Origin of the sequence: Streptomyces solincola (assembly GCF_002982015.1) — a bacterium.
In the GTDB taxonomy this organism is placed as follows: domain Bacteria; phylum Actinomycetota; class Actinomycetes; order Streptomycetales; family Streptomycetaceae; genus Streptomyces; species Streptomyces solincola.
The window spans coordinates 13,265-39,810 of the sequence record NZ_PVLV01000007.1; the positions used below are offsets into that span (position 1 = coordinate 13,265).

Sequence of the window (26,546 nt, forward strand, 5' to 3'; positions counted from 1 at the left end):
CTTTCGACAGAACCCACCCAATGAACTACCCGCAGCCTATGTCATCGGGTAGGTACAAGGGTGGGTTACAGCGTTGTGCGTTGCGCCTGCCGATTGTCACTGCTCCGCGATAGGGTGGGGACGCTGACAACAACTTAGGGTTACCTTTCCGGTTATTCTCCCTGGAATAGCCGGTACCTGCGGGGAGGGGAACAGATGAGCGGGAACGAGCGCGCGGACGGTCCGGACGAGGTCGGCTCGCGCGGAGTGCCGCCGGCCGAGTTCGTTGCGCGCCTCCAGCGAGGCGAGCACCCGGCCGAGATGGACACGATCATGAAGCCGGTACCGAACACCATGCCGGTCCCGGACGACGCGGACGAGTGGATCGCGGCGTTCGGCCGGGTCATCACCGGTGGGCACCTGCCCGGCGGCGACGGGAAGACCAGCACCACCATGTTCCTGGACACCGACCCGCAGGGCACCGTGGCCACGCCGCTCGGCGGCCCCGGCCTCGACCTGTGCCGCACCTGCCTCAGCCCCGTCGGTGAGCCCTCGCCCGAGTGCACCAACCCCTTCAACCACCAGGAGCAGCAGGCGTGAACGGCCGCGGATACAGCCCGCAGGGACACCGGCCGGAGCCGACGACGGCCCCGCCCACCCCCGGCCCCGGCACGCCGGCCGCGGACCGCCCGGTCGACGCGTACGCGGACATGAGCGCCCAACTCGGAGCCCTGCACACCTTCTTGAAGGCGCGGGCCGCAGAGACGCCCGTCGTGGACCCGCTGTTCCACGAGGCCCTGGGCTACGCGCTGGGGTATGCCGACGCGTGCATGGAGAAGCGGGACATCGTCGGCGCCGTGCGCAAGCTGGAGTGGATGCGCAACGAGGCGCAGCGGTGGGCGGACCACCCGGACTTCCCCGCGGAGGCCCGGCGGTGACCGAGCAGCGACCCGAGCGACCGACCGCCGAAGGTGCGGTGACGGCCGCCCAGTGGGCGGCGTTCCTGGAGGCCCGCGCCACCGAGGAGTTGGAGGCCGCCGGCGCCCTTGCCCCCCACGGCTGGTGGGAGCTGACCGAGCCGGGCGCGCGCCGGTTCGGCGTGCAGGGGATGGGCGGTCGGGTGTTCGCCCCGATCCTGACCGGCGACGGGCACTTCGTGGACCAGGCCACGGCCATGCACATCGTCCGCAACCAGCCGCAGCGCACCCGTGACGACCTCCTGGGCAAGCTGATGCTGGTCAACCTGCTCAAGGCGCAGCTCGCCGACGAGAAGGCCCCTCTGGTCGGGCCGCTCCGCCTGGTCGTGCAGCAGTTCGCCGCGCCGTTCATCGACCACCCCGACCACCCGGAGTACGAGCCGCCGGAGGAGATGTGAGCACGGAGGTCGAGGTCGTACGCGCGGAACTGGTCCGCGACGGCGAGCCCGGACCGGCCGCGGCCGAGCAGGGGCCCCGCTACCTGATCACCCAGCACACCATGCTCGGCCCCGACGAGCTGCCGCCGCTCGCCGACCAGAAGCCGGCCTGGACGGACGCCGACTTCCGGCTGTCCGCCGAGGACGTCGCCGACCTCTCCGAACCCGATCTCGCCGACAACACCATCACCAACCGCGAGTCCACGATCCGCGCCTTCATGACGTGGTGCGCCACGCAGGACCCGCCGCGGCTGGCGTACCCGTGCACCACGGCGACGTACACCTCCTACGGCCTGCACCTGATCCGCCGGGGCAAGACCGGGGAGTTCAAGCCGGACAGCGTCGGTCAGTACATGTCCCGGATCTGGAACTGGCAGCCGGTCGACCTCCGGCCCGACCCCAGCCGCTTTAAGGGCCGCCTGCGGGCCTGGAAGAAGGACTGGGTGAAGGCCGGCGGCGAAGTCGACCGCGCCGCGGCGGCCACGATCGAGTACACCGTGCGCATCCTCGACTCGATCGATGAGAGCACAAACATCGGCAAGCGGGACGCGTTCCTGGTGGTGCTCGCCTACGCCAACCTGCACCGGGAGTCCGAGCTGGCCGACCAGCTCAACAAGCGACTGCGGATCTACGACACCGGCATCCACGTCACCACCGCCACCTCCAAGACGGACCAGGCGGGCAAGGGCGCCGGCCGCTTCATCAACGACCGCTCCGACCTCCAGCTCGTACGCCGTGCCCGCGCCTGGTTCGCCGTGCTGCGCGAACTCGGCGCGGACGGCCCCGACCAGCCGACCTTCCGCGCCCTGACCGTGAAGGGCGGCCTGCGCTCCTACCCGGCGGACCGCAAGCGCGGCACCCGGATGCGGCCGGGCTCGCTCAACGAACGGCTCCAGCTCCTCGCCGAGCAGGCGGGCGTGCCGTACATCGACGGCAAGAAGGTCACCTCCCACTCGTGGCGGGCCGGCGCGAACACCGACATGGCCGAGAAGGGCGTCCCGCTTGCCGAGCGGAACCGAGCCGGTCGGTGGGCGGACGGCTCCCATACGGCCGACACGGTCTACGACCGCCGCCACGGCGTCGGCACGAGCGACCCGCTCGACAAGGTCCCGCAGTACGGTGGGCCCGCCCGAGCAGCGGTCGCTCAAGCCAGAGCTGAGCCGCGGGTGGACGACCCCGCCCAGACGGAGACCTGAGTGCCGCAGCCACTCGTTTCTGCCCGTTACCCGCGGGAGTAGCGATCACCCGGGGTACGCTGCCCTTGGCTCATGAGCAGGAGTACATCGAGGCCCGGTTCCCCCAGTTGGGATGGGGGAACCGGGCCTCGACGCGTGGTGCTCGGGGGTCAGCAGTCGAACTTGCCGTCCTGAACGTCTGCGAGGAACCCTGCGATGGAGGACTCGGAGAAGACGAGCGCGGGGCCGTTCGGGTTCTTGGAATCCCGGACGGCCCGCATGCCAGCGAACGGGGCAGCCTTGAGAGCAGCGAGTTCGACGCACTGCCCCTGCGAGTCCCCGCTGTAGGAAGACTTCGTCCAGACGGCCCCCTCAAGCTCCGGTGCAGTGAGAGCGCGTCCGTTGTTGGTGGTCACTTGTGCAGTCCTTCCAGGTACTCATTAAGAAGATCCCGTGACTGGTCCACGGGAAGCGCGGCAGAAGAGATTCTTTCGAACTCGGCTTCCAGGTAGGCGACCTGGGCCGGGTCGTAGGTGTGTGAGCCGCCCATCGGGTTGTCGATGCTGGCAACGGGCGTCCACGGGTGCCAGAACGTAAGGATGGTCATTGCTCCGTTCGATCCGATGGAAGGGTGCGCCTTCAACGGCAGGATCTGGAGGGTGACGTTCTCCATCTTGGTGGCGGCGATCAGCTTGCGGAGCTGGTCTTCCATGAGGCCAGGGCTGGACTCGAACTCAGCGTGGAAGGCGGACTCGGGGATCACGCCGTGGAACTTCGCTCGGCTGAGGACTTCCTGCCTGGCGAGGCGGATGGCGATGAGTGACTCCGAGTCGTTCGACCGGGCGCGCGAGTGCATCTCCCGGACGTAGAGCGGTGACTGCACCAGCCCCGGGATCACCTTGGGATGGACGATGCGGATTGTCTCCGCCTCGGCCTCCAGCTCTACGAAGTCCAGGTATGCCTCACTGACCTTGTCGGCGTACGAGGCCCACCAGCCCTTCCCGGCCGGCTCTTCGGCGACGCGAGCGACCTCTTCGACGCCCTTCGGGTCATCGACGCCGATCTTCTTGCACAGGTCGAGCACGTCGTCACGACCGATGCGGTAGTAGCCACGCTCGACGCGAGAGAAGCGGGGCTGGCTCCAGCCCATGGCCCGTGCGACATCACCTGACGGCATCTCAACCGCCTCGCGCCACTGGCGCAGTTGGGCACCCACGCGTCGCCTCTTGATTGACGGCGTCGCTCTCTTCTGCGTCATAGGCGCAGTCTGGCACGCCCGCGTCACCGTTGGCCATGCGCACGTCTGTTCTCGCCTCTTTGGATTATCGACGAAAGTGTTGCGCACGGAAGCGAAAAAGGGGCAAGCTAGTCGAGCGGCGGACGTGACTGTCCATCAGGTCATGATCATTTGTGACGCACAGTGACGCCTGCCTTCGTGTGGACCGGTTCGCCGGTTCGGCGGGGTTCGTCCTCCTCCCCCGTAGAGGACGAGCCCCGCTACCCCCACTCCGACGAAGCCGAGGCCGCTGATGACGAGCCAGAGCACCACATATCCGCCCCGCATGCGGATGGACCGCGACAACGCCACCGAGCGACGCCTGTGGCCTAACACGCTTGCCGAGAGCGGTGACCGGATGATCGTCGGGACCCTTGAGGACGTGACCGCCGGCCCCGAAGCCGTACGGGACGACTTCACCCTGAACCTGCGGCGCGATCCCGGAGCCGGCGGGCAGCCCGTCGCCCCGCACGAGGGCCGGTGGGTCGGCTACCTCCGGCGGATCAGCGCGGCCAAGCTGCGCCACTGGGGCCTGCCCTGCCTGGTCGATGACGCGCAGACCGCGATCAGCGAACTCGTCACCAACGCGCTGGTGCACGGAACGGGCGACCAAGTCGTCTTCCGGTTCCTGCTCGTCGCCGACGTGCTCGCGATCGAGGTGAACGACGGCTCCACCCAGCACGCCCGCATCAGCGCGGCCGACGACCTGGACGAGAACGGCCGCGGCATGTTCATCGTCAGCATGCTCGCCACGCTGTGCGGCGTGAGCCCCGACGGGACCAAGACCTGGTGCTGCTTCAAGATCCCCACACCCCCGCGGAGGACCGCATGACCACCCCGACGCACCTCGCGCCGGCGCCAGCAGACCAGGACGACAACGTCGAAAGGCTCACGCGACTCCTCGACGCGTTACGCGACGACCACGCCCTTGACCTCGTCTACGACGACGTGGAGATCGCGCTCGGTGGCGTCACCCCGTCCGCCGAGCAGATCGCCGAGTTCACCCCCCGGCTGCGCAGGGCTCTCCCCCAGCTCGTGACCGTGGCCCGGAAGCGGGCGGCCAAGCGACCCACCGAGGTGACCGCGGCCGAGATCGAGGCGATCAAGGCCGCCAACCAGGCGCTCGCCGACACCGAGCCGGTCGAGAACCCCGCAGAGAGCAAGGCCCGCAGACTCCTGCGCCGCCCGGCCGCCCCGACGGATCTCCCGCTGGCCCTCGGCCACCTGCGCCTCCTGGGCCGCTGCACCCAAGACCTCCTCGACATCCTCCTTGCCGGCGATGATGCCGAGTGACGACGCCACCCGCGCCCGAGCCCGACGCCCAGCTCGTCACGCTCCTGCCGCCCGAAGACGCCTACGACTACGAGTTCGTCGCCGCGCGTCTGCACGACCAGCACCTCCTCGACAGCAGCGTCGCCGTCCGCGTCTTCCGCGCCCCGATGCTCGCCGTGCCCGTCGGCGGCCGACGCCGCGGCGGCAGCATGGACGCCGGCCCCGGCACCTTGGCCATCGCGATCCGCGAGGCGCTGCTGGGGCGCGGCGGCTTCCCCGGCCTGCGTATCCGGCTCACGGGCCCCCGTGACCGGTCGCCCTACTGGGTCGTGGAGTGGGGCGAGCGGCTTCCCGCCCGCGCCACCGAAGACGAGCGCGCCCGCTTCTACGGCGGCTGCGACTGCCCCCGGCAGCCGGCCGCCTCTCCGACTCCCGCAGTCCCCCGCTGCGGATCTCAACTCCTCCCCCGTGCACACGAATACGGCCCGTCGTCGGGCCCGCGGAGGAGGTCTCTGCGATGAGGACCATGATGTGCCAACATGAGACCGCCTGCCCCGCGGCCGACGCCGCCGACCGGGAGGCCGCCCGCACGATCCGGCACCGGCCAGAACAGGGCTGGACCCTGCTGTGCAACGGCGTCCTGCTCTTCGAGGACACCGGCGAACTGCTGCCCGACGGACAAGTCGTCGCCCCGCGCCGGCCGCTCGCGGTCCCGGCCAGGAACGCGGCATGACCGCCACCGCGGCCGAGGTGGTCGTTCCGTACATCACCGCCCGCGAGGGCGAAGAGGCGGACTCCCTCCTCAGCCTGAACGTACGCCTCGGACCTGACCGTCGGCCGCGGCTCGGGTACGTGGACGAGGCTGCGCCCGACCGGGACCTCCGCGGCGTGCTGTGGGCGCGGTACTCCATGTCGCTGGATTTCGGGGGGCAGCCCACCGGGTCCCCGAAGTGGCGGCTGGTGCACCCGCTCCGGCAGCGCACCACGATGGCGCTCCTGCGCTGCCAGGTGTGCACGGTCCAGTTGAAGCGCAGCGACGGCATCCTCTTCGTGGAGACGGCCGACGACCGCGACGACTACACCGGGCCGGTGAAGACCGCGCAGCCGCCGGTGTGCCTGGAGCACGCCCGGATGGCGGCCCGGCGGTGCCCCCGGCTGAGGGCCAAGGGGCACGTCGCGCTGCTGGCCACGCGGTTCCCGCTCTACGGCGTCATCGGCACCCCGTACCAGTACACCGCCGACGGCATCCAGCCCCTCTCCAGCACGGACGTTCCCCTCCCCTACAGCCATCCCCAGATCGGTTGGTTCCTCGCCTCCCAGCTCGTACGCGAGCTGCGCGAGTACACGGTCGTCAACCTGGACGATCTTGTGCCGGCCGCCTAGAACCGCCGCTCGGCGGTCTTGGGCGACGAACCGGACCGCCGAGCGGCGCTCCACCCCAGAGCTTCCCGGCTCGACCCCGAGCCGGGTTGGCCAGAACCTGAACCCGCGGCGTAGCCCCGTGGCTACGCTCCGGGCGTCAGTGCGCTGGCAAGCACCACCTGTTCGCAACAACCAACGAGACAACTGGAGTTGTCATGACGCGAACCATCACCAAGGGCACGACCCAGGTCCAGGACCCCACGGCCGGCGGCCAGTCGGACGGGTTCGAGCTGAACGTCTCCCTCCTGGAGGTCTCCGACGCCGCTGCGCTGACCGTCCTGACGGACGACAACTGCGGCAGCTCCTGCGGCGCCTGTGTCACCTTCACCGACTGACCTCGGCCGTCTGAACCTGGCCATCAGGTCCTGAACGGTGGCTGGTGCCGTCGCGCTGCTGGCGCGGCGGCACCGGCGGCTCCCCTCCCGGCGCACGAAGGGACACGTCACGTGGCTACACCTCCAGCGTTCAGGGCGGGCGCGACCGCCTTGGTGCGTGCCGTCGCCCGACCGCCGGCGCCGCAGCTTCCCCTGCCCGACTTCGATGACCGGTCCTTCCAGGCCGAGGAGCTGGCGGAGGTCACCGCCGGACGCCTCGTCTGGGTGCGCGGCATCTGGCGCGACCCCGGTATCGCGCAGGCCCTCCGGCACGCCAGCCCAGCTCTCGCCGCCGAGGTGGAGGCCCTGGAGGGAGCCCGCTCCCCTTCCCCCCGCGAAGTGCGCCGCGTCGGGCTGTCGGTGGCCCGCTACCTCCTGCGCGCGCTGCACCGTCCCACGCCGTTCGGGCTGTTCGCCGGAGTCACCACCGCCGCCTTCGGCGCCGAGCCCCGCGCCCGCTGGGGCCAGAACCACGCGGTCGTCGCCCGAGCGGGCGCTGAGTGGGTGGCGAGGCTGATCGAGCAGTTGGAGAGGAGCGGCGAACTGCTGCCGCTCCTGTCGGTCGTCGTCAACAACACCACCTACGAGCGGGACGGCAGTCTCGTCGTGCCCTACCAGGACAACGGCCCGGCCGGTCACCGCCGGGCTGTGGAGGCGTCCGTCGAGCTGTCGGCGCCGATCCGGCTCGTTCTGCGCGCGGCCGACGCGCCGATCCGCCTCGGGGAACTGGCCGAGAAGCTGGCCGCCGAGTTCCCCGCCGTGGCACCCGAGCGCGTCCACCGGCTCCTTGCGGGTCTCGTGCAGCGAAGGGTCCTGATCACCAACCTCCACGCGCCAGCGACCGAGCCCGACGCGCTCGGTCACCTCGTCGCCCAGCTCGACACGGCACAGGCCGAGGACATCCCCCTCCTGGCGGCCACCGTCCGGGAGCTGCACGCCGTCCACGCCGGGCTGAAGCAGTGCGGTACCGCGGCGGGCCGGGACGCCGTAGCGGCCCGGATGCGCGCTCTGGTGCCGGGTCTGCGGCGGCACCCGCTCGCCCTCGACCTGAGCCTCGACGCCGCCGTGGTGCTCCCCGCGGCGGTCGCCCGCGAGGTGGAGCGCGCCGCCACGGTCCTCACCCGGCTCTGCGCCCGCCCGTACGGCACCGAGCCGTGGAACGACTACCACCAGCGGTTCTACGAGCGGTTCGGCGTCGGCACGATGGTGCCGCTGCGGGACGTCGTCGCGGACAGCGGCATCGGCTACCCCGACGGGTACCCGGGCAGCCCGACCGCGGACCGGCGCCGCCTGTCGCCGCGGGACGATGTGCTGCTGCGGCTCGCCCAGGGCGCGGCGCTCGACGGCCGCGACGAGATCGTGCTGACCGACGAGATGGTGGCCGCCCTGGACCGGGGACCGCAGGAGCCGCGGGTGCCGCCCCACCTGGAGGTCGGCGTACGGCTGCACGCGGCCAGCCTCGCCGACGTCCGCCGGGGGCAGTTCACCGTGGAGGTGACCAGCGTGGCCCGCGGCGCCGGGGTGACCGTCGGGCGCTTCCTCGGCGTACTGCCCGCCCCACAGCGCGGCCCGCTGCACGAGGAGCTGGCCGATCTGCCCACCGCCGACTCGGGCACCGTGGCGGCGCAGCTCTCCTTCCCCGCGCTGCTGCCCGACACCGCCCACGTCACCCGAACCCCGCGCGTGCTGCCGCTGGTGATCAGCCTGCAAGAGCACCGAGCCCCCGACGCCGCGGTGCTCACGCCGGCGGATCTGGCGATGAGCTGCGACGGGCGGCGGATGTACCTGGCCGCTCCCGGCCGCGGTCTGCGCATCGAGGCCGTCGGGATGCACGCGTTGAACCTTAGCGAGCACACCCCGCCCCTGGCCCGGCTGATCACCGAGGTGTCGCGGGCACAGAGCGCCCAGGTCACCCGTTTCGACTGGGGCGCCGCCGCAGCGATGCCGTTCCTCCCGCGCCTGCGGTACGGCCGCATCGTGTTGGCCCCGGCCCGATGGAGGCTGGAGGGCGGCGACCTCCCCGACCGCCACCGCCGCGGCACGGACTGGGACGCCGCGCTGTCCGAGTGGCGCGAGCGCCGGCGCCTGCCGCAGCACGTGCACCTGGTCCAGGACGACCGGCGGCTTCCGCTCGACCTCGACCAGCCCGGCCACCGCAGCCTGCTGCGCCAGCACCTCGACCGCACCGGCACGGCCGTGCTGGTGGAAGCCGCCCCGCCCGGGGCGGACGGCTGGAGCGGGGGCCGGGCCCACGAGATCGTGGTCCCCCTCAAAGCGGTCCGGCCTCCGGCCTGGCCCGAACTGCCCACGCCGACCACCGCCCGCACCCTCTCCCCGGCCCAGATCCAGAGCCCGGCCGCCTCGCCGGTGCTGCTGGCCGCGCTGTACGGCGACCCGCGGCGCCAAGACGCCCTCCTCGCCCGTCACGTGCCCGACCTGATACGGCGCCTCGGCTCGCCCCCCTGGTGGTACGTCCGCTTCCGCGACCCCCAGCAGCACCTTCGACTGCGCATCGCCCTGCCGGACCCGGACGACTTCGCCGACACCATCCACACGGTCAGCACCTGGGCCGACGAACTGCGGGCCGCCGGGCTGCTGGCGGACCTGCGCTACCCCACCTCCTACCGCGAGACGGGCCGGTGGGGCTCCGGGGCGGCATGGAACGCGGCCGAGGCCGTGTTCCGCGCGGACTCCGCGGCGCTGGTGGCACAGCTCGCCCAGGCCGTCCGGCCGGCGCAGCGCCCGCTCGTGGCCGCGCACTTCTTCGCCATCACCTCCGCGTTCCTCGGCAGCCCGAACGACGGCGCGCGTTGGCTGATCGACCACGTCGAACCGACCCCGCCGAAGCCGGTCCCCCGCCCGCAGTTCGCCGACGCTGTACGACTGGCCGACCCGCGCGGCAACTGGGCGGCCCTGCGGTCCGCGCCGGGGGGCGCCGCGATCGTGGACGCCTGGACCGGGCGCACCGCCGCGCTCGCCGCGTACCAGCCGCATCTGTCCGGCCCGCACGCCGAGGGCATCGCGGCCGACGGCGTGCTCACCTCCCTGCTGCACACGCACTTCGTGCGGCACGTGGCCGTGGACTTCCCCGAGGAAGAGGTCTGCCTGTACCTCGCCCGCGCCGCCGCCCTCGCCTTCACCGCCCGCGCCGGGAGGCGATCATGACCGACCAGTCCGCCGGCGCAGTGGCCACGGCCATCGCCGACCACCTCGCCCATCCTGATCAGGCGCCGGTGGCCGCCACCGACGACGCCAATCGGCAGAACCTCGCCTACGGCCCCACCGGGATCGCCCTGCTCCACGTCGAGCGCGCCGCCGCCGGACTCGCCCCGTGGCAGCGCGCCCACGACTGGCTGACCGCGGCGACCCGACAGCCGTTCACCAGCGGCTCCGACAGCTACCCCTTCTACGGCGCCCCGGCCCTCGCCCACGTCCTGGCGTGCGCCGCCGATCACCTGCCCGGCTCCTACCGGCGCGGCCTCGACCTGCTCGACCGTCAGGTGACGGTGGACGCCCGGCGGCGCCTGGACGCCGCGCACCATCGGATCGACGCCGGGCAGCTCCCGGCGCTCGCCGAGTTCGACGCCATCCGGGGCCTGAGCGGCTACGGCGCCTACCTGCTGCGCCGCGACCCGGCGGGACCGGTGACCCGGGCCGTCCTCGACTACTGCGTGCGCCTGACCGACCCGGTCACCCACGACGACGAGCACCTGCCGGGCTGGTGGGCAGCCACCGGTCCCTCCGGCCGGCCGGACGACCGCTTCCCCGGCGGCCACGCCAACCACGGCATGGCGCACGGCATCGGCGCGGTCCTCGCGCTGCTGGCGCTCGCCGCCCGCCGCGGCACCACCGTCACCAGCCACCATCAGGCGATGCGCACCATCCTGGCCTGGCTGGAGCGGTGGAAGGTGCCCGCCGGGCGCGGCACGGCCTGGCCGTACTTGATCACCCGCGAGGAACTGCGCAGCGGCCGGCCCGCAGCCTCGGCACCGCGGCGGCCGAGCTGGTGCTACGGCACCGCGGGTCTGGCCCGCGCTCAGCAGCTCGCCGCGCTCGCCCTCGGCGACCGCGACCTCCAGGCCGAAGCCGAGGCCGCCCTGCTGGACGCGCTGACCGACCGCGCGCAGCTTCGCGCCACCACCGACAGCGGCCTGTGCCACGGCTTCGCCGGTCTCGTCCACATCGCGGCACGGGCCGCCGCCGACGCCGAGCGTGCCGCGGCCGGACAGCTCCGCGCCGCCATACCCGCCCTTCTCACCGTGTTGGTCCCGCCCGGCGCCGCCCCGGACGACGCCGCCGCCCTGCTGCTGAAGGACGCGGCGGGCGCCGGCCTCCTCGACGGCGCCGCCGGAACCGCGCTGGGACTGCTCACCGCGGACGGCACGGAGCCGCCCCGCACCGCGTGGGACGCCTGCCTGCTCACCGCCTGACCCCCGACCGAAGGACTTCCCGATGTGCTCCGACCGCTGGCAGCAGCACAACATCACCTTCCCCGACCGCGACACCGGACGGTGCGCCGTCACCGAACGCCTCGCCCCCGCGCTGCTCGCCGCCGAGGCCGACGGGCAGCTCAGCGGCTGGTGGTTCATCAACAAGCAGCCCTGGCGCCTGCGGTACGTCGCCGACCAGCCGGCGCCGACCGTGCTGACCCTGCTGGACGAGTGGGTGGCCGACGGCACCGCGCAGTCCCACACGACCGCGATCTACGAACCGGAGACCGAGGCGTTCGGTGGGGCGGACGCCATGACGGCCGCGCACGCCCTCTTCCACGAGGACAGCCGTCATCTCCTCGCCTACCCCGTCCAGGACGGTCACCTGGGGCGGCGCGAGACCACGGTTCTGCTGCTGAGCAGCCTGATGCGCGCCGCGAACCTCGACTGGTTCGAGCAGGGCGACGTGTGGGCGAAGGTCTGCGCGCTGCGCCCCGGTACCAGCACGCCCGCGTCCACGCGCCTGATCTCGGCGATGCGGACCCTGATGACCACCGAGGCCCGCGGCCTGTGCCGCGAGGGCGGGCCGCTGGACGGCCACGCCGACTGGGTCGCCGCCTTCGAGCGCGCGGGGACCACGCTCGCCTACCTCGCCGTCCAGGGCGCTCTGACCCGCGGACTGCGCGCCGTCATCGCGCACCACGCCATCTTCCACGCCAACCGTGCCGGTCTGCCCGGCGCCGACCAGCACACCCTGTTCCACATCGCACGAGAGGTAGTCATGGGATCGAGTGAAAACACCGCGTCAGCAGCAGAATCGGGCTCCGCGGCCAATAGCGTCAGCGCGGTGAACACCGACACACTCACCGCCCCCGAGGCCAATGCCGAACAGCTCCGCAACGCCCTGGTGGACCAGATCCAGGCCGACGGCCACGCCCGCACCCCCGCGGTCGAAGCCGCCCTGCGCACCGTGCCCCGGCACCTGTTCGTCCCCGAAGCCCCGCTGGCCGACGCCTACGCCAACGACCCGGTCCACGTGAAGTACGACCCCGAGGGCACCTCGATCTCCTGCGCCTCCCAGCCGGCTGTCGTCGCCCTCATGCTGGACCAGCTCGAAGCCCAGCCGGGCGAGCGCATCCTCGAACTCGGCGCCGGCACCGGCTACAACGCCGCCCTGATCGGCCACCTCGTCGGCCCGAGCGGACACGTCACCACCATCGACGTCGATGACGACCTGGTCGAAGGCGCCCGAGCCCACCTCGCCGCCGCCGGGGTCACCAACGTCGAGGCCCTGACGCGCGACGGTGCTCTCGGCCACGCCGAGGGCGCACCGTACGACCGGATCATCGCGACCGTCGGCGCGCACGGCATCCCCCACGCCTGGCTCGAACAGCTCGCAGAGGGCGGCCGGCTCGTCACCCCGCAGCGGCTCACCGGCAGCGTCTCGCGCTCCATCATCTACGTGAAGCGCGACGGCCGGTGGCAGTCGGCCGGCTCGGAGATGAACACCTTCATGCCGCTGCGCCGAGGCATCGCCGACGACGACCGCCGCGCCGTGCCGCTCAGCACGGACGGCGCCGTGCGCCTCCAGGCCCCCGCCGGCCTGGCGATCGACGCCGACGCCCTCGCCGGTGTTCTCGACCAGCCGCGCGTCGAGGAGTGGACCGGGATGACGGTCCGCGCCGGGGAGTCGCCGGAGTGGATGGAGCTGTTCGTCTCCTGCGTCATGCCGTCCGGCCTGATCCGGATGCTCTTCCCGAAGTCCGCCAAGGGCACGGTGCTCACTGAGGACCCCTACCCCTCGGCCACGGCCGCCGTCGACAAGGGTGCCGTCACCTACCTCGCGCGGCGCCCCTCCGCGGAGAAGACCCCCGAGGGTGACAAGCTCTGGGAGTTCGGCGTCATCGGGCACGGCCCCGGGAGCGACGAGCTGGCCGCCAAGGTCGCCGACGCGGTCCGCACCTGGGACCGCGAGTACCGCGGCCGGGATGCCGCCTTCGAGATCCTGCCGCTCGGTGCGCCCGCGGACGAGCAGCCCGGTGTCTTCGTCCTCGACACCCCGCTGAACCGCGTCCGAGTCACCTGGCAGTAGCAGATCCGGCCGCGTGGCGCCCCCCGCTCGTCGGCGGGCACCACGCGGCCCTTGCCCGCTCCTCGTCGCCTTCACCCCCGGGGGGACCTCATGGACCCGAACGGACCCATAGCCCAGCGCTTCCCGCTCATCTACCGCTTCCGCCCCGCGTGCCTGCCCCTGCCCCGGCGCGTCCACGGCCTGGTCGAACTCGCCGAAGCCGCCGCCGCAAAGGCGGACCAGGGCCTCGCATCGGCCGTCTACAACCAGGCCGCCCTCATCGCCTCCGACCTCGGCCTCCCCGACCTCGCGCGGAAGATGTGCCACCAGCACGCCGCCGCCTACCTCCACGCCGCCCCCCTGCCCGGCATGACCGCGATCCGTGCCCTCGAACCCGTGGTGAACCTTGCCCGCCTCCAGATCCGCGCGGGCGCCGCCGACGACGGACGCCACCGTTTGCTGCACCTCTTCGACGCCGTCACCAACGGCACCAGCGCTCAGTTCGAGGGGGTCCACGTCCCGGCCGACCTCACCCTCACCGACGCCGACCGCCACGAGGTGCGCACCTGGCTGTGGAAGGTCGTCCTGGCCGACGGCACCCGCACCCTGACCACGGCCGGCCGCTGGAGGGAAGCGCTGGCCCACATCGAGGAACACCGGGGCATCGGGCAGCGCATGCTGGACGGCCGCCAAGTCGCCGTCCTGGCCGCGCTCATCCACAACCCCACCGACGCCGGCGCGCTCGTCACGATGACCGCGCCCGGAGACCTCTGGGAGAACGCCGTCACCGGCTGCCTCAACGTGCTGTGCAACAAGGCCCTTCTCGGCCCGACCGTACCCACCCTCGACGCGCTCGTGGAGGACTACTACCTCGCGCACCAGCCCGAGCCGGGCATGACCGTCTTCGACACGCGCCTCGGGCTGACGATCCTGGACCTGCTGGAGCCGCACCAGGACGACGCAGCGCACCGGATGGTCACCGAGCTCCACCGCCGGGCCGCCGCGGCGACCGACGGCTACGCCGCCCGTGAGTGCCTGGCTGACGAGCGGTTCATCAGCCTCGCCGAGCCACGCCAGATCGAGGCGGCCCAGCAGCTCGTCCGCGCCTGCGCGCTGGGCAGCGGCAACCTCCCTGAGCCCCGGCTCGCGAAGATGACGGAGGCGCTGCGGGTCAGCGACGAGGTGATCCGGGCCAGCGTCGGGCACCCCCACCCACAGCAGGAAGGGACTGGTGCACAGGTTTGAGGTGTAACGCCTGAGCCGCCCGCTCCGTCCATACAGGCGGCCAGGCGTTGACGCTCGGCCACGATCTGATGTACCGCCGCCGGGAGGACCCAGACTGTGCCGACCCCCGTTCTCGATGTGAGCGAACAGCTCTTCTTCGAGCCGTTCGCAGACCTCTTCGCTGCGTCCTTGGACGAGCCGACGCCACCGGACGCCGCCGAGGAGCCGGAGCAGCAGCCCCTCGCGCACGTCTGGATCATCGCGGCCGAGATCAAGGTCGAGGAGCGCATCGCCAAGGTCGCCGACTTCCGGGGCAGCTTCACCACGGACGTCGGCACCCGCGTGGACGCCCTGGAGGTGTACTGCCGTAACTGCCGGCGGCCGTACGAGGACGTCGCGGAGAACGACTGCGAGGCCCTGATCGACAACCGGCACCTGATCGGCGGCGACCAGTCGCAGCGGGCGAAGCGCAAGGTGCCCGAGCCGCCGCCCGCCGCCCGTCTCCTGCCCGGCGGTGTGATCCAGCGACGGGGCATCGGCTCGTACATCAGCGGCGTCTCCCGGCCGGCCCGGTAGGGGGAAGCGTGCGCATCTTCCTCCTCGGCCTCTTCCTCGGCGGTGTCTCCGGCGGCATCGCCCAGCACTCCACCGGCGATCCGCAGCTCGCCGCCGCGGTGGGCGTCGTGGCCGCCGTCGCCACGTGGCTCGGCGTGGCCACGCTGATCTTCGTGTTCGGGTCGGAGTAGGCCCGAGACGTAAGCCCGGCGGGTTCCTACGGTCCGCCGCGTGAATCCTCCAACGCAGTCTCCGCCCCCAAGCCACCGGGCACCGCGCCGTCGCATCCTCCGCGACCTGCTCGGCCTCTTCCTGATCGGCTCAGGGACGGTCGGGCTGCTCGGGGCCCTGTACATCGCCGAACCGCTCGTCGCGCTCCTCCTGGCCGGCCTGGTCCTCTGCGTCGGCGGCTACACGGTGCTGTACATCACCCCGCCGCTGAACCCCGCGGTGCGTCTCGTCGCCGGGTACTGCGCGCTGTCCCTCGGCCTCACCGTGTTGGCCGGGCTCGCGTTCGCCCTCACCCCCTGGTCCCTGCTGTTCGCCCTCCTGGTCGCCGTCGGCGTCTTCCTGAGCAGCGAGGGAGACTGACGTGGCCAAGCGCCGTTGGCTCCCCGCTCTCCGGTCGCTCATCCCTGAGCGCCCCGAACCCGAGCCCGAGACCAAGACCCTCTCGTGGACCGGGGGCTACGCCTCCACCACCTACGCGGGCACCTCCAACGTGTGGTCCACCGAGGGCCGCGCGGACGGCTGGGACCTCGACCGTGTCGTGACCGAGGGCTACGAGCGCGTCATCTGGGTCTACAAGGCCATCGAGACGATCAGCAAGCACGCCGGCCGCCTCCCCATCGAGATCGGGATGGGCCTGTCCGAAGACGGCGAGTTCGAGCAGGTCATCGAGGACGACCCGCTCCTCCGGGTCCTCAACGGCCGGGCGAACCCCGTCGAGACGGGCGCCCAGTTCCGCAAGCGCCTCTCCGCGCAGATCCTGCTGTCCAAGCGGGGCGCGTTCGTGGAGGTGACCAGGAGCAACCGCGGCACCATCACCCGCCTCGACCTCCTCCCGCCCGACCGGGTCATCCCCGTCCCCGACCCGCGCGGCGAGTACATCGCCCACTTCGAGTTCACCACCCTGTTCGGTGAGGTCCGTGAGCTGGACCCCGAGCGCGTCCGCTGGATTCGGGACCCTCATCCAACTGATCCTTTTTCCGGCATGACGCCTCTGGAGGCCGCGGGCGTCAGCATCGAGCTGGACTACCTCTCGCGCCTGTACAACGTGGCGTTCATCCGCAACGACGCCCGCCCCGGCGGCATCGTCGCCGTGGACACCACCTCGCTCAGCGAGCAGGAGATGAACCGCCTGGAGTCCCGGTTCCTGCCCGGCAGCGAGTTCGCCGGCCACGTCTCTGTCGTCGGCGCCGGCCCCGGCGGCATGAACTACGTCGACCTGGCGGCCAAGCCCCGCGAGATGGCGTACGAGCACGCCGCGCAGAACGCCAAGATCGAGATCTTGGGGGCGTTCGGCGTCCCGGAGAGCGTCCTCGGCAACGCCTCCGGCCGCACCTTCGACAACGCCGAGCAGGAAGAGTTCAACTTCTGGTCCCACACCGAGCTGGACCACCTCGCGATGATCTCCAACGCCTTCGCGAGCGACATCAGCAACCCGGAAGCCGACATCCGGTTCAACACCAGCAGCGTCGAGGTGCTGGAGCTGCCCCGCCGCCGGCGGCGCGCCGAGGCCCGCGAGGAGTGGGAAGCGGGCCTTATCTCGATCGACGAGTACCGGCGCCGCGCGGGCCTGCCCGCCTACAACAACCCCCACAGCCGGGCCCTGTGGATCTCCCCGCAGAAGGCGCCCGTACCCGCCCGGCCGGAGGACGCCGCAGCACTGGGCATCCAGGGCGCTGGAGACCCCCACGCCCCCGGCGGGCAGCTCCCGCCCGGCAGCGACCCGAACGCGCCGCTCCCGCCCGCCGACCCGGGCGGCGGGGACGCCGCGGCGGCCGTCGCTCAGGCACGCGCCGAGGGAGGCCAGCCCGCAGACCCGGTCACGGCCGGCACCGGGGCGGCAGCGGCGGCCGTCGCCGCTGCCCGCGAAGACGGCAGCCTCGGCGGGCAGCCGGGCGCAGCAGCCGCGGCCGTCGAGTCGGCACGCCAGACGGAGCAGCGGATGCCCGGGGAAGCGGCGGCGGCCGTCGCCGAGGCACGCGGCCTCCAAGCCAAGGCGCTCCTGTCCGGACCGACCGGCTTCGAGGTCACCGACGACGACTTCGACCAGGCGATGCAGACCGTCTCCGCAGCCCTCGCCCCGCTATTCGACCGGCAGAAGGGCGTGATCACCGCTCGCCTGCGCTCCCCCAAGGCCCGCAAGGGCACCCGGTTCTGGCGGGACGACGGCCCGACCGACACCCGCGGCGGGGACGCGGCGCTGGACGTCGAGCGCATCGTCGGCACCGACCGGTGGCTGGACGAGGTCTCCGGCACCCTGGCGCACGTCCTGGCCGGCATCGCGCACGGGGTGTCCCAGCGCACGGCCGCCGCCCTCGGCGCCCCGGAGCCGCCCGCGTCCGCCGCCGCCCGCGTCACCACCGCGGTGCTCGATGCCGTCTATGCGGCCGAGGAGACCGCCCGGCACTTCCTGGACACCCTGAGCGGACTCCTCGGCCAGGCCCAGGACGTGACCGGCGACATCGAGGACCTGCTGGCGCTCGTCCGCACGGCGTTCGCCGACATCGGGCCCCGCACGGCCGTCGGCATCGCCGAGAGCACCGCCGTCGCCACCGTCAACGGCGCAGCCGACGCCACCGCCGCGGCGATCGGCCCCGACATCGTCCGGACCTGGGTGACCCGCGGCGACGACCGCGTACGAGAAGCCCACGCCGACGTCGACGGGATCACCTTGCCCGTCACCGAGCCGTACGACGTGGACGGCTACCCCATGCGCTACCCCGGCGACCAGCTCGCCCCCCTGTACCTGACCGCCAACTGCCGCTGCCGCCTGCGCTACCGCACCGAAGGAGAAACCCCGTGAGCTGGATCATCTGGGCCCTGTGGACCGCCCTCTTCACCCTGTTCGAGACCTGGGCGCTGATCAACAAGAAGGAGGGCGACACGCTCAGCGAGAACACGAGGGCGCTCTTCCGCACCCGCACCTCGAAGACCGGCCGGGCCGTTTTCACCGTCGGCTGGCTCGGCTTCAGCGGCTGGTTCCTGCTGCACATCCTCACCGAGACGATGTAGCCGCCGCGGCGTCCCGATTTGCCGTGCCGGTGAGGACGCGACGCTAACCACTTCGGTTGTGCATGGTCCGCCGCATGCAGATCACGAACGCCGCTGACCGTCTCGCCGCTCGCCTTGAAGCCAAGGCTCGCCGCCCCTGGAACCCCGATCTGCATCCGCGTGACTCCAAGGGCCGATTCATCGAGACGGGCGGCATCGCGCGGCTCTGGGGCGGCGGCCTGGCCCGGGTCGTGCGCTCCCTCGGCGGCCGGAACGTGCTGGTCGAGAACCTGACCACGCACCAGCAGTCCACCGTTCACGGCTCCCGCCTGACGATGGTCGCCCGGCCGGACGGCACCGCCCCGACCAAGAGCAAGAAGAAGGTCCGCGACGAGGACGAGCGTCGCCTCTCCGACGGCCGCCGCGGCACCGGCCTGAACGACGACGACGCCGGCGACCAGGGCGACACCTCCGACGACCCGCACGACCAGGACGACCAGGGCGAGGACATCGGGGAGGACATCGACGGCGAAGACCTCGGCCAGGGTCCGGAGCCGGACGACGACGAGCCGGACGACGAGCCCGAGCCGAAGCCCGCCGCGAAGCGTGCCCGCCGCGACCCGAACCGCCGCTTCAAGACCCTGGACGACGTCCGCGCCCACTGGGCCAGCGGCAAGGTCCGCGCCTTCACCAAGGACGAGAAGGCGCAGGACAGCCACAACAAGTTCACGACCGAACTGCTCGACAAGCTGGACAAGCCCCAGCTCTCCCGCAACGGCCACTTCGTCGTCGGCCACACCACGTGGCGCACGAAGAACGGTGAGCAGGCCGGCTGGGGCGTCATGCACACCGAGACCGGCGTGCGCCTCATCATCTCCGACCGCAAGGGCGAAGCGATCGACTTCGCCAACAACATGGAGTCCTTCGAGGTCGACGGCGAGCGCATCGACTGGAACGACCCCGCGTCCTTCGACCGGCTCAACACCCCCGACGGCCTGGAGAAGGCCGGCCGGCTGGCCGCCGAGTCCCGGCAGCGTTTCGCCCAGCGGGCCGCCAAGAAGCGTGAGGGCGCCACCTCCCGCACGAAGCCCGCCGCCCCGACCCAGACGCCGCCGAAGAGTCCCCTCGCGCAGGCCGCCCAGCAGGTCGCGGACCGCTCCGGCGCCCCTGCCTCGAACATCGCCGTCGGGCACGTCGGCCCGCAGAAGTTCGGCGACGAGCGGGGCCGCCCGCGCAACGACGCCGAGCTGCGCGAGTTCTGGAAGCGCGGCGGCAGCGACGACACCCCCGAAGGCCAGCGCGACGTGATGCGCCGGTACGCCAACGACCCGAAGTACAAGCTCCACCTTGCCGACCACCGCGGCTTCGCCATCGTGGAGGACACCACCCGCGACGACGACTTCCGCTACGAGGTGCGCGCCGCCGGCACCGGCCGCGGCCTGTCGAGCCTCGGCAACCGCGGCATCCACACCTACGGCCACTTCGGCGACCGCGACACCGCCGACCGGTTCACCCTGTTCCTGGCGAGCAACCTCCGCCACCAGGATGGCCGCACCGTCGACTGGGGCGGCCCCCGCCTGAACGCCGAACTGATCGAGTTCCGCGACAAGGACGACCAGCGGTCCGGCCGCGCCATCTGGCAGCTCGCCGGCCAGTTCGACCGCGAGCGCGGCGCCACCGACAGCGCCGCGGCCCGCCTCGGCCGCCGCCGCGACGAACCGAACGAAGAGCAGCGTCAAAACCCCGAGGCCGCCCCCGACACCCCCACTGCGGGCGTGCCGGGTGAAGATGTGACCCCGCAGCCGGCCGACGGCCAGCGCGACGACCAGAAGGAGCAGAGTGAGCGGGTACAAGGCGCTGGTGAAGGCGTTCTGGGAGACGTACCGGCCGGAGGCGCTGGCGACGCTGGCGGAGACGACGCCGCCGGAGAGGTTCTTCGCGCAGGAGAGCGCGGAGATCGAGGAGCTGATCGCGGAGTACCGGGACGACTTCCGGGAGGAGCCGGAGCCGGGAGCGGACTTCCGGGACGCGATGGGGCTGATTCACATGGCGACGCTGCGGGCGAGGGAGAAGGCCCTGGACGAGAAGCTGTACAGCCTGGAGAAGGAGCCCGGGACGGAGGAGAAGGAGATGCCGAAGGTGAGTCTGCCGAAGATCGCAGCCGGGTAACCTTCGGCTCCCCCGAGCAGGAGCAGACCGCCCCGCAGTACCAGCCGCCGGAGGACGGCCGCCCCGTCGTCCCCAGCGGCGTCCTGGCCCGCGTCAAGGCGAACATCGCCGCCATCGAGGTGCTGCGCCGCCTCCAGGACGAGAACCGGCCGGCCACGGCCGCCGAGCAGGAGACCCTGGCCCGCTGGTCCGGCTGGGGCGCCACACCGCAGGTCTTCGTAGACACCCCGAAGCCCGAGTTCGAGCCGCTTCAGCGACGACTCCGGGAACTCCTCAGCGACGCCGAGTACGAGGCCGCTCAGGACAACACCCTCAACGCCCACTACACCGACCCGGCCATCGCCCAGCAGGTGTGGAAGGCCGTCCGGGAGCTGGGCTTCGACGGCGGCAACGTCCTGGAGCCGGGCAGCGGCTCCGGCAACTTCATCGGGCACGCCCCCGAGAACGCCGACATGACCGGCGTCGAGCTGGACCCGATCACCGCCGGTATCGCCAAGGCCCTCTACCCGCACGCGAACATCCGCAACGAGGGCTTCGAGAAGACCCGCGCCGCCAACGGCACGTTCGACCTCACAGTCGGCAACGTCCCCTTCGGCGACTACCAGGTCGTGGACATGCGCCACAACAAGGGCGGCCACAACATCCACAACCACTTCATCCTGAAGTCGCTGGACCTGACCCGCCCCGGCGGCCTGGTCGCCGTCGTCACCTCCCGCTACACCATGGACGGCGACACGCCGCGCTCCGAGGACGCCCGCATGGAGATGGCGCGGAAGGCCGACCTGGTCGGCGCGATCCGCCTGCCGTCCGGAGCGCACCGCCGTACGGCCGGCACGGACGTCGTCACCGACCTGCTCATCTTCCGGCGCCGGGAGAAGGACAAGGAATTCACCTCCGGCCGCACCCGCAAGGGCGAGGTGAAGCCGCCCGAGCAGCGCAAGCAGGACGACCCGCCGACGTGGGTGCACACCGTGCAGGTCCACGACCTCCCCGGCCAGGACTCGGACGACAACGAAGCACCCAAGGTCCACGTCAACCCGTACTTCCTGGACCACCCCCGCAACGTCATCGGCGACATGCACGTCGGCAACGGCATGTACGGGCCGGGCGAGCTGCGCGTGCACGTCGCCGGCGACCTGAACGAGGAGCTGGGCCACACCCTGAAGCGGGTCGTCGGCCGCGCGAAGGACGCCCGCCTCACGTACAAGCCGGACACCGGCGAGCGCCGCAAGGTCGAGCTGCTGTCCGCGGAGTCGGACCGGCCCGACGGCCACGTGCAGCTCGAATCGGACGGCACGTTCACGCAGGTCCGCGACGGCATGGTGCACCCCTTCGAGGTGCCGAAGACCCAGATCGAGGAGGCCAAGCAGCTCCTCGGGCTTCGCGACTCGCTGAAGGCCCTGGTGCGGGAGGAGTCCCGGCCGGACGCCGACGAGGCCCTGATCGAGACGCTGCGCGCCGATCTGAAGTCCCGCTACGACACGTACAACGCCAAGTTCGGCGCCGTGAACCGGTTCGAGTGGTCGAAGCGCAAGACCACCGACTCGGAGACCGGCGAGCAGGTCGAGAAGGCGTACCGCAAACGGCCCCCCATGGGCGGACTCCTGACCAAGGACCCGACCATGGCCGTGATCCTGTCCCTGGACACGTACGACGAGAACACGAAGACCAGCACGCCGGCCGCGATCTTCACCAAGCGGCAGGCGCGCCACCGCACCATCGCCGAGCGGGCCAGCAGCCCCGAGGACGCGATGGCGATCGTGCTGGAGCAGCGCGGCACCCTCGACATCGACGCCCTCGCCGACGTGATGGGCGCCAGCCCGGAGACGGCCCGGGAACGGCTGCTCGCCGCCCGCTCCAAGGACCCGGAGACCGGCGAGGAGTACCCGCTGGTCTTCGAGCCCCATGACCGGGGCAACCTCGTGCCGGCGGCCGAGTACCTGTCCGGCAACGTGCGGGAGAAGCTGGAGCAGGCGCAGGCCCTCGCCGCGAACGACTCCCGGTTCGAGATCAACGTCAAGCACCTCGAAGAGGTGCTGCCCGAAGAGATCTCCCCCGGTGAGATCGACGCCCCGATGGGCGCCTCCTGGCTCGGACGCGGCCCGATCCAGGCGTTCCTGCGGGACAAGCTCAACACCGACGCGGTCACCGTCAGCTATCAGGGCGGCTCGATGTGGCGGGTCGACGCCCCCGAGGCCGTGAAGAACAGCCAGGCCGCCCGCAAGGTCTGGGGCACCGAGGACTTCAACGCGGTCAAGCTCGCCGAGGCGATCCTCACCAACGGCCGGATTCGCGTCACCTACCGCGACGAGGACGGCAAGACCTGGGTCGATGAGGACGCCACCGCCGCGGCCCAGACCAAGGCCGAGGAGATGCGCGAGGAGTTCCAGGACTGGCTGTGGGCCACCCAGGAACGCACCGAGCAGGTCAAGAAGCGCTACAACGACCTGCACAACAACCTGGCGCTGAGGTCGTACGACGGCCAGCGCCGCACCATGCCCGGCCTGGCCGAGTGGTTCAAGCCGCACGCCCACCAGCACGCCGCCGTCGCGCGCATGGTCAGCGAACCCGCGGTGCTCCTCGCCCACGAGGTCGGCGCCGGCAAGACCGCCGAAATGACCATGGGCGTGATGGAGCTCCGGCGCCTCGGCCTGGTCAACAAGGCCGCGATCGTCGTCCCGAACCACATGCTCAACCAGTTCCGCGACGAGTTCGCCGAGCTGTACCCCGAGTCCGCGTCCAACGGCCGCATCCTCGCCGCGTCCAGCGACGACCTCCAGGGACGCAAGCGCCGGGAGTTCATCGCCCGCGTCGCCACCGGCGACTACGACGCCGTGATCCTCACCCAGAACGCCTTCGAGTCGATCCCCATGCGCCCGGAGGTGCAGCTCGAATACATCAAGCGGGAGAAGGAGCAGCTCGAAGAGGCCCTGAAGCGGCAGAAGCGGGAGGACCAGGAGGCCAACCCCGGCAAGCGGACCGACTCCCGGATGGTCAAGGAGATCCGCAACCGGCTCAAGAAGCTCGAAGCGAAGATCACGGCCAAGGTCCAGGCCCAGAAGGACACCGCGGGCCTCTACTTCGAGGACACGGGCATCGACTACGTCGTCGTAGACGAAGCCCACCACTACAAGAACCTCACCACCAACTCCACGCTCCCCGGCGCAGCCATCGAGGGCTCGAACAGGGCCTCCGACCTCGACATGAAGCTGGAGTACCTGCGCAAGACCACGAAGTCCGGCCGCGTCGTCACCTTCGCCACGGCCACACCGATCTCCAACTCGATCACCGAAGCGCACACGATGCTGCGCTACCTGCGGCCCGACCTGCTGGACAAGGCCAAGGTCCGCAACTTCGATGACTTCGCCTCCACCTACGGCAAGGTCGTCAACGGCACCGAGCTGGCCGCCGACGGCTCCGGCTTCCGGGAAGTCAGCCGCTTCGCCGCGTTCCGGAACATGCCGGAGCTGCTGAGGATCTGGCGCACCGTCGCGGACGTCAAGAACTCCGACGACCTCGCCGAGTACCTGGACACCCCGGACGTGGCCGGCGGCAAGGCCGTCACCGTCTCCGTCGAGCCCACCGAAGGGCTCCTGGCGTACATGGACCAGATCGCGGCCCGCGCGCGGGCCGTGAAGCGCGGCGACGTCGAACCGACCGTCGACAACATGCTCAAGATCAACTCCGACGGGCGGAAGGTCTCCCTCGACCCCCGCATGGTCGGCCTTGATGAGCAGGGCGCCAAGCTGCCCGCGGCGGCCGACAACATCGCCCGGATCTACGCCGACACCAAGGACGCGGTCTACCCGACCTCGAAGAACAACCCGACCCCGCACGAGACGCCGGGCGGCCTTCAGATCGTCTTCCTGGACATGGGCACCCCGGTCGACCCGGGCAAGGCCAAGAAGAAGAAGGGCAAGACCGAGGGCCCCGCCGACATGGAGGAGCTGGGCCAGTCCAAGTTCCCCGCCTACCAGGAGCTGAAGGAACTCCTCATCGAGCGGGGCGTGCCCGCCGAGAAGATACGTTTCATCCACGAGGCGAAGAACGACGTGGAGAAGGCGCGGCTCTTCGCCGACGCCCGGAACGGCAAGATCTCCGTCCTCCTCGGCTCCACCACGAAGATGGGCGTCGGCACCAACGTCCAGCTCCGCGCGACCGCCCTCCATCACCTGGACTGCCCGTGGCGGCCGGCCGACCTCGAACAGCGCAACGGCCGCATCATCCGCCAGGGCAACGCCAACCCCGAGGTCGCGATCTTCCAGTACGTCACCGAGGGGTCGTTCGACGGCTTCTCGTGGCAGACGGTGGCCCGCAAGGCGAAGTTCATCCGCCAGATCATGAAGGGGAACCTGACCGAGCGGACCATCGAGGACATCCCCGACGGCGTGTTCAACGCCGAGCAGGTCACGGCCATCTCCACCGGCAACCCGTACCTGCTGGAGCAGGCCAACGTGAAGGTCGCCCTCGGCGCCCTCACCCGCAAGCTCAAGGGCCACATGCGCACGATCGAGGGCTACAAGTCCACGATCCACGCCGCCGAGCGGCTGCGCGAGAAGACCAACGAACTCACCGCCCAGCTCCGCGACGTCGTCAAGCGGAAGAAGAACACCCGCGGCGACGACTTCAACGCCACCATCGGCACCAAGGACTTCACCAAGCGCGACGAAGCCGCCCAGGCGCTCACCACCGCGGCGCGCGCCGTGCTGCGCCAGGGCATGGACAACCCGTACCGGCCCGGCGGCCACCCCGAGGTCGTCATCGGCAAGGTCGGCAACATCGACGTCACCGCGAAGTACCGGACCACGTGGAGCAACGCCGGCCGCGTGCACCTGGTGGACATCCGCATCCCCGACGTGCCGCAGAGCCTGTTCTCGTACGACGAGAAGGACCTGAAGAAGGAGTCGACCCTTCCGATCACCCGGATCGAGGACAAGCTCGCCGACGTCGAGAAGATGATCGTGCGGCTGGAGAGCCGGCTCCGCCAGGAGGAGCGCGCCGCCGCGACCGCGCGCGAGCGCGTCGACCGCCCCTTCGAGCAGGCCGCCGAGCTGGAGGCCGCCGAGCGCCGCTCCAAGCTGATCGCCGCGATCATCAAGGAGCAGGGCCGGGACGTCAGCAGCGAGGACGCGGCCAAGGACAAGCGCAACCGCATGGAGGCCCTGGAGCACCAGCTCCGCGAGGCGCGTCTTGCCGCCGGCGAGGAAGCCGCGGACGTGGACGACCCGGCGGCCGAGCAGGACACCGACCTCCTCCCCCGTACGCCCGCCGCCCCGTCGATCAGCACCGACGAGAAGGGCCGGCCGCGCATCACCTGGCCGGACGCCGAGGCACGGAAGGCCGCGAAGGAGCGCAAGAAGCGGGAGAAGCAGCAGCGCGCCCGCGAGGAGCGCGGCGAAACCACCCTCGACCCCGCGCAGGTGCGCAGCGACCTGGACGGGCTGAGCGAGGACGCCCCACCCGCCGGCAACGACGAGCAGCAGAGCGAGGAGCAGGCGGACGCCCCGGCGCCCAGCGAGGAGACCATCGACTCCGCTGACGGCGACGTCAAGCTCAACCCCGAGCAGGTGCGTGCCGAGCTGGACGACTTGCAGCCTGAAGGCGGCGACGACGCCGAGGCCACGGACGAGACGGAGGCGACCGAGGACGACGCCCCGCAGCCTGACGACGCCGAGGAGACGAACGAGACGGCGGCGGACGAGGCGGAGAGCCCGCAGCGCGACGACGCTGCGGAAGCCGAGACCGAGCAGGACGCCGCCGACGCCCCCGAGTCCGGCGCCCCGGACGAGGCCCCCACTCCCGAAGCCGACCAGGCGCAGGAAGAGGAGACCGACACCACCGAGGAGCCGGAGGAGACCGACGAGCCGGAGACGACCGAAGCCCCGGAGACGACGGACGACGCTCCGGCGGACAGCGACGAGACGGACGCCCCGGCGGACACCGCGGCCTCCGGTACGTCGTCCAAC

Annotated in this window: 22 protein-coding genes; 20 read left to right on the forward strand and 2 right to left on the reverse strand. The window is 71.5% G+C overall.

Going from position 1 to position 26,546, the window contains the following annotated elements; all coding sequences use genetic code 11:
• Window positions 1-195: 195 nt before the first annotated feature.
• Genes C6N75_RS00635 through C6N75_RS00650 form a run of 4 tightly spaced genes read left to right on the forward strand, consistent with a single transcriptional unit; the run spans window position 196 to window position 2,589 of the window.
• Complete coding sequence (locus tag C6N75_RS00635) at window positions 196-579, forward strand: hypothetical protein (RefSeq protein WP_105866850.1); 384 nt, start codon at window positions 196-198, stop codon at window positions 577-579.
• Window positions 576-917: a hypothetical protein gene (locus tag C6N75_RS00640; RefSeq protein ID WP_105866851.1), complete on the forward strand. Its 342-nt coding sequence runs from the start codon at window positions 576-578 to the stop codon at window positions 915-917. The genes C6N75_RS00635 and C6N75_RS00640 overlap by 4 nt, the downstream gene beginning before the upstream one ends.
• Window positions 914-1,354 carry a DUF6221 family protein gene (locus C6N75_RS00645; RefSeq protein ID WP_105866852.1) on the forward strand — a complete coding sequence of 147 codons (441 nt, stop codon included), beginning with the start codon at window positions 914-916 and terminating at the stop codon, window positions 1,352-1,354. Before C6N75_RS00640 ends, C6N75_RS00645 begins: the two co-directional genes overlap by 4 nt.
• Entirely contained in the window at window positions 1,351-2,589 is a 1,239-nt protein-coding gene (locus C6N75_RS00650) for a site-specific integrase (protein ID WP_105866853.1), read from the forward strand. Before C6N75_RS00645 ends, C6N75_RS00650 begins: the two co-directional genes overlap by 4 nt.
• Before the next feature lie 149 nt (window positions 2,590-2,738).
• Here the strand turns inward: C6N75_RS00650 and C6N75_RS00655 are convergent, their stop codons facing one another.
• Window positions 2,739-2,984: a DUF397 domain-containing protein gene (locus tag C6N75_RS00655; RefSeq protein WP_105866854.1), complete on the reverse strand. Its 246-nt coding sequence runs from the start codon at window positions 2,982-2,984 to the stop codon at window positions 2,739-2,741.
• Window positions 2,981-3,826 (reverse strand): helix-turn-helix domain-containing protein, encoded by an 846-nt coding sequence (locus tag C6N75_RS00660; protein WP_105866855.1) that lies wholly within the window; start codon window positions 3,824-3,826, stop codon window positions 2,981-2,983. The genes C6N75_RS00655 and C6N75_RS00660 overlap by 4 nt, the downstream gene beginning before the upstream one ends.
• Window positions 3,827-4,130: 304 nt before the next feature.
• Between C6N75_RS00660 and C6N75_RS00665 the strand changes: the two genes are divergently transcribed.
• The 16 genes from C6N75_RS00665 to C6N75_RS31960 all read left to right on the forward strand — a co-directional run.
• Complete coding sequence (locus C6N75_RS00665) at window positions 4,131-4,676, forward strand: ATP-binding protein (RefSeq protein ID WP_258177143.1); 546 nt, start codon at window positions 4,131-4,133, stop codon at window positions 4,674-4,676.
• A complete protein-coding gene (locus C6N75_RS00670) occupies window positions 4,673-5,137 on the forward strand; it encodes a DUF6415 family natural product biosynthesis protein (RefSeq protein ID WP_105866856.1) in 465 nt (154 codons plus the stop codon). The genes C6N75_RS00665 and C6N75_RS00670 overlap by 4 nt, the downstream gene beginning before the upstream one ends.
• Window positions 5,134-5,637 (forward strand): DUF6302 family protein, encoded by a 504-nt coding sequence (locus tag C6N75_RS00675; protein ID WP_105866857.1) that lies wholly within the window; start codon window positions 5,134-5,136, stop codon window positions 5,635-5,637. Before C6N75_RS00670 ends, C6N75_RS00675 begins: the two co-directional genes overlap by 4 nt.
• An 8-nt stretch (window positions 5,638-5,645) precedes the next feature.
• Window positions 5,646-5,849, forward strand: coding sequence for a DUF5999 family protein (locus C6N75_RS00680; RefSeq protein WP_105866866.1), 204 nt, complete (start codon window positions 5,646-5,648; stop codon window positions 5,847-5,849).
• Window positions 5,846-6,499, forward strand: coding sequence for a hypothetical protein (locus C6N75_RS00685; RefSeq protein WP_258177144.1), 654 nt, complete (start codon window positions 5,846-5,848; stop codon window positions 6,497-6,499). Before C6N75_RS00680 ends, C6N75_RS00685 begins: the two co-directional genes overlap by 4 nt.
• Window positions 6,500-6,693: 194 nt before the next feature.
• A complete protein-coding gene (fxlA, locus tag C6N75_RS00690) occupies window positions 6,694-6,873 on the forward strand; it encodes an FxLD family lanthipeptide (RefSeq protein WP_105866858.1) in 180 nt (59 codons plus the stop codon).
• Between the two features lie 111 nt (window positions 6,874-6,984).
• Window positions 6,985-10,077: a lantibiotic dehydratase gene (locus tag C6N75_RS00695; RefSeq protein ID WP_258177145.1), complete on the forward strand. Its 3,093-nt coding sequence runs from the start codon at window positions 6,985-6,987 to the stop codon at window positions 10,075-10,077.
• Entirely contained in the window at window positions 10,074-11,342 is a 1,269-nt protein-coding gene (locus C6N75_RS00700; protein ID WP_105866859.1) for a lanthionine synthetase C family protein, read from the forward strand. The genes C6N75_RS00695 and C6N75_RS00700 overlap by 4 nt, the downstream gene beginning before the upstream one ends.
• Window positions 11,343-11,364: 22 nt before the next feature.
• Entirely contained in the window at window positions 11,365-13,434 is a 2,070-nt protein-coding gene (gene fxlM, locus C6N75_RS00705) for a methyltransferase, FxLD system (RefSeq protein WP_105866860.1), read from the forward strand.
• A 90-nt stretch (window positions 13,435-13,524) separates the two neighbouring features.
• Window positions 13,525-14,658, forward strand: coding sequence for a hypothetical protein (locus C6N75_RS00710; RefSeq protein ID WP_105866861.1), 1,134 nt, complete (start codon window positions 13,525-13,527; stop codon window positions 14,656-14,658).
• Between the two features lie 117 nt (window positions 14,659-14,775).
• The gene (locus C6N75_RS00715; protein WP_258177146.1) at window positions 14,776-15,213 is read left to right on the forward strand and encodes a hypothetical protein; all 438 of its coding nucleotides are present in this window, start codon (window positions 14,776-14,778) and stop codon (window positions 15,211-15,213) included.
• 8 nt (window positions 15,214-15,221) lie between these two features.
• On the forward strand, window positions 15,222-15,383 hold the full coding sequence (locus tag C6N75_RS30340) for a hypothetical protein (protein ID WP_181160271.1): 162 nt from the start codon (window positions 15,222-15,224) through the stop codon (window positions 15,381-15,383).
• Between the two features lie 40 nt (window positions 15,384-15,423).
• On the forward strand, window positions 15,424-15,783 hold the full coding sequence (locus C6N75_RS00720) for a hypothetical protein (protein ID WP_105866862.1): 360 nt from the start codon (window positions 15,424-15,426) through the stop codon (window positions 15,781-15,783).
• Window position 15,784: 1 nt separating this feature from the next.
• Window positions 15,785-18,223, forward strand: coding sequence for a phage portal protein (locus C6N75_RS30345; protein WP_181160272.1), 2,439 nt, complete (start codon window positions 15,785-15,787; stop codon window positions 18,221-18,223).
• Window positions 18,220-18,432: a hypothetical protein gene (locus C6N75_RS00740; RefSeq protein WP_105866863.1), complete on the forward strand. Its 213-nt coding sequence runs from the start codon at window positions 18,220-18,222 to the stop codon at window positions 18,430-18,432. Before C6N75_RS30345 ends, C6N75_RS00740 begins: the two co-directional genes overlap by 4 nt.
• Before the next feature lie 74 nt (window positions 18,433-18,506).
• On the forward strand, window positions 18,507-26,546 hold an 8,040-nt coding region (locus tag C6N75_RS31960), incomplete at its 3' end, for a helicase-related protein (RefSeq protein ID WP_146132450.1).